This window comes from Salmonella sp. SG203 (assembly GCF_013350575.1).
Lineage (GTDB): Bacteria > Pseudomonadota > Gammaproteobacteria > Enterobacterales > Enterobacteriaceae > Salmonella > Salmonella enterica.
In genome coordinates this window covers 1-3535 of sequence record NZ_SNMT01000061.1, presented here as the reverse complement: position 1 = coordinate 3535, position 3535 = coordinate 1, and the positions used below count along the sequence as shown (strand labels likewise).

General features: G+C 55.3%; 6 protein-coding genes and 1 pseudogene. All 7 read left to right on the top strand.

Annotated features, from left to right (window positions below):
* Window positions 1–35 precede the first annotated feature (35 nt).
* Window positions 36–518, top strand: coding sequence for a hypothetical protein (locus HV477_RS27645; RefSeq protein WP_001091405.1), 483 nt, complete (start codon window positions 36–38; stop codon window positions 516–518).
* Window positions 518–1546: a DUF2184 domain-containing protein gene (locus HV477_RS27640; RefSeq protein ID WP_175065718.1), complete on the top strand. Its 1029-nt coding sequence runs from the start codon at window positions 518–520 to the stop codon at window positions 1544–1546. Before HV477_RS27645 ends, HV477_RS27640 begins: the two co-directional genes overlap by 1 nt.
* Before the next feature lie 3 nt (window positions 1547–1549).
* Window positions 1550–1897 carry a hypothetical protein gene (locus tag HV477_RS27635; RefSeq protein ID WP_000829561.1) on the top strand — a complete coding sequence of 116 codons (348 nt, stop codon included), beginning with the start codon at window positions 1550–1552 and terminating at the stop codon, window positions 1895–1897.
* A gap of 6 nt (window positions 1898–1903) precedes the next feature.
* Complete coding sequence (locus tag HV477_RS27630) at window positions 1904–2359, top strand: DUF4054 domain-containing protein (protein WP_000537615.1); 456 nt, start codon at window positions 1904–1906, stop codon at window positions 2357–2359.
* A complete protein-coding gene (locus HV477_RS27625) occupies window positions 2353–2937 on the top strand; it encodes a hypothetical protein (protein WP_000247610.1) in 585 nt (194 codons plus the stop codon). Before HV477_RS27630 ends, HV477_RS27625 begins: the two co-directional genes overlap by 7 nt.
* Window positions 2934–3299, top strand: coding sequence for a hypothetical protein (locus HV477_RS27620; RefSeq protein ID WP_001048639.1), 366 nt, complete (start codon window positions 2934–2936; stop codon window positions 3297–3299). Before HV477_RS27625 ends, HV477_RS27620 begins: the two co-directional genes overlap by 4 nt.
* A pseudogene (locus tag HV477_RS27615) lies at window positions 3284–3535 on the top strand (hypothetical protein); the annotation flags it as partial. The gene HV477_RS27620 and the pseudogene HV477_RS27615, both read left to right, overlap by 16 nt.

Here is a 3535-nt window from a genome sequence, read left to right as displayed (position 1 = left end):
TTTCCCCGGTGCAAAACTGAAACGAGGTTACTGATATGAATACTTTTCAGACACACATGAACCAGTACCCGGCACCGGGGATTCCGGGGGCATTTGCCAGTGATAACCCTCGCGCCTCGTATGTGGCGGGAGAAGGTGAGCTGATTACCGGCTCTGACGGACTGGTCATTGCCCGGTTTGCCTGGGTAACCAAAGGCGTTGCCGCCAATAAGGGAGCTGGCGCACCGGCGGGGTTTGTCCCTCGCGACGGGCAGGCTTCCATTGTGGAATGGCTGGCCGGGGACTCGAACACCATTTATCCGGGACGTGAATGCACCCTGATGGTATCGGGGGACTTCTGGGCGCGAACCACCACCGCCGCGACGGTCGGGCAGAAAGTTTTTGCCTCCCTGACCACCGGGGAGATAGCCACGGGCGCAGCCGGGGCCACAATGGCGGGATTCGCTGAAACAGACTTTTCCGTTGCCCGTGCCGCCGCGGCGAATGAGGTCATCAAAATCAGTACCTGGAGCAAATAATGAATAAATTCAAACAGCATTACGCGACAGCCAGCCGTGACTACGGGATCATCCTTCCCGGTGCGCAGGCGTATCTGCCGCCGGAATACGCTGCCGATTACGGACTGGCGATGGACGCACAGCCTGCGCTGGTTACAGTGGCTAACAGTGGCATCCCTGCGTATTTCACCAATTACGTTGAGCCAGAACTGATCCGGGTACTGGTGACGCCGATGAAAGGGGCTCAGATTCTGGGCGAAACCAAAAAAGGTGACTGGACAACACTGTCTGCACAGTTCCCGATTGCAGAATCGGTCGGGGAGGTGAGTTCCTACGGGGACTACAACAACAACGGGGTGGTAAGCGCAAACGTCAACTGGGTACCGCGTCAAAGTTACCACTTCCAGACGTTTACCGTATGGGGCGAACGTGAGCTGGAAATGTACGGCGCAGCCCGTATTGGCTGGGCGGCAGAGCTGAACGTGGCATCGGCACTGACGCTGAATAAGTTCCAGAATAAGTCCTACTTCTATGGTATTGCCGGACTGGCGAACTATGGTTTGCTGAATGACCCGTCGTTATCCGCACCGATAACCCCGGATACCGTGGACGGTAAGCTCAAGTGGGACGACAAGGACGGACAGGGCGTGTATGACGATGTCGTGAAGCTCTTTAAACAACTGGTGAAACAGACTAACGGCCATATTGAGCGTTCCGACAAAATGAAGCTGTGCATGTCGCCGCTGGCGGAGGTGAACCTCACCAAGACTAACCAGTACAAGGTTAACGTGTCCGATCTGCTGGCGAAAAACTTCCCGGCGATGACCATTGAAACGGCAGTGGAATACACCTCTGACGCTGGCGAGCTGGTACAGCTTATCGCGGAGCGTCTGGGTGAACAGGATACAGGCTATTGCTCTTTCACTGAAAAAATGCGCGCCCATGCGGTAGTGACTGAATCATCTGCCTGGAAACAAAAAAAATCTGCCGGTACCTGGGGGGCGATTATTCGCCAGCCGCTGGCGTATGCACAAATGCTGGGGGTGTGAGTCATGGCTGAAATGGTAACAGTGGGCTGCAAATTGCCGAACGGTCTGGTGCTGGAAGTGGGACCGGAGCGGGTACAGGTAGCAGGCTGGCGGAATAACGCCGTTAAAATCGTTGGGGGTTATGGCCTGACGCAGGTTGAAAAGGCGTTCTGGGAAGCCTGGCTGGCGGAGCACGGCCAGCAACCATATGTGAAAAACGGCGTTATTTTTGCGCAGGACAAGGCGAACAGCGCTGCCGCGCAGGCTACGGAGCAGGAAACCGTTAAATCCGGCCTTGAACCGCTGCCGCAGAAAGATCCGGCTCCGGGCATTAACCGCGATGATGAAGTGATGGGCAAACCTCAGGAGTAAAATGGTATGGGTACGGTAACGTTTGACTGGCAGGCATTTTCGGCCCTTTACCCGGAGTTTTCCACAGCGACACCGGAGCTATTGACGGCGGTGTTTAACCAGGCGACCGCGTTGTACCTGGATAATACGGACGACAGTCCGGTTACCGACCTGAACGAGCGGGAGCAGCTTCTGTTCCTGCTGGTTGCGCATCTGTGCTCGCTGCGGGGACTGGGGAGCGGAAAAGACGGACAGGCCGGACTGGTGGGACGTATCACCAGTGCGTCGGAAGGTTCTGTTTCCGTCTCCGTGGACAATAGCGGCAGTAACGATGCGTCGTGGTGGTATCTCCAGACACCTTACGGCGCTGACTACTGGCAGGCGACGGCACCGTACCGTTCAATGCAGTATCATTCCGGCGGCTCCCCTTCGCGATATCCGGGGCATTATTACCGGGGATACGGGAGGGGGCGTCGATGGTAAACAAAGTCACGGGCGGCAAACAGTTCCGGCAGAAGCTGAAACAGGCCGCAGATAACCTTAAATCGGGCAAAAGTCTCAAAGTGGGTTTTCTTGAAGGGGCAACCTACCCCGACGGTACGCCGGTGGCGTATATCGCCGCCATTAACGAGTTTGGCGGTAGTGCGATTATACCCGCTCGCGGGCAGACGCTTCACTTTCGCTATAACGAAAAAACGGGAGAAATCGGGCACCGCTTTGTCAAAGCCGGTAAGGGTAATTTTGCTCAGGATGTGGTTATTCCTGAGCACACAGTCACCATTCCACCCCGTCCGTTTTTCCGTAAGATGATCGAGTATAAAAGCCCCGAATGGGGCGAAAAAATGGCGACGCTTTTACGGGCGAATGATTTTGATACCGCGACCGCGCTGGTGTACATGGGGGAGCATATCAAAGGGCAGTTGCAGATGTTTATTCGCGACTGGAAAAGGCCGCCCAACGCCGCATCCACTGTCCGGCAAAAGGGCTTTAACAACCCGCTTATTGAAACCGGTCATATGATGAACAGTGTCGATTATTCTGTTGACGGGGGCAAAAAATGAACCTCCACGGTATTGTTTCCGGCGCGGTACGCCGGGTAAATCCTTATACGGACGCGCTGGTTTATCGCTCGCGCGGGAGTACACAGCAGGCGGACTATTCCCGCGTGCCTGAGTATGAAGATCCGGTTCCCGTCAGGGTACAAAAACAGGCCGTCACCCAGGCGGATTTACGTCATCTCGACAATCTGAACCAGCAGGGTGTTTTCGCCACACTGTATACCGACGGTAACTGGTGCGGGCTTAACCGTACCCGGCAACAGGGTGGCGATAAATTTGTCATTGGCGATGAAACGTGGCTGGTGGTTGAGGTACCGGAAATCTGGCCGGACTGGACGAGGGTTATTGTATGTCTTCAGGTGTGACTCTCTCCGTTACGGAAAGCGATCTTTATCAGGCCCTCGGTGATTATCTCCGGGGGCTTTTTTCTGATGCCGGGATTGAACGAACACAGCAGAACCGGGTTCCGATGCCTCAGGGGGACTTCATCACCATGACAGGTATTGATGTTACCGGATTATCCACTGCGGTAGTGACATATTCTGCGCCGGAACAGGCAGGGGAAGGCTCTCAGCATATTACCCGTACCACAAAATGGCGT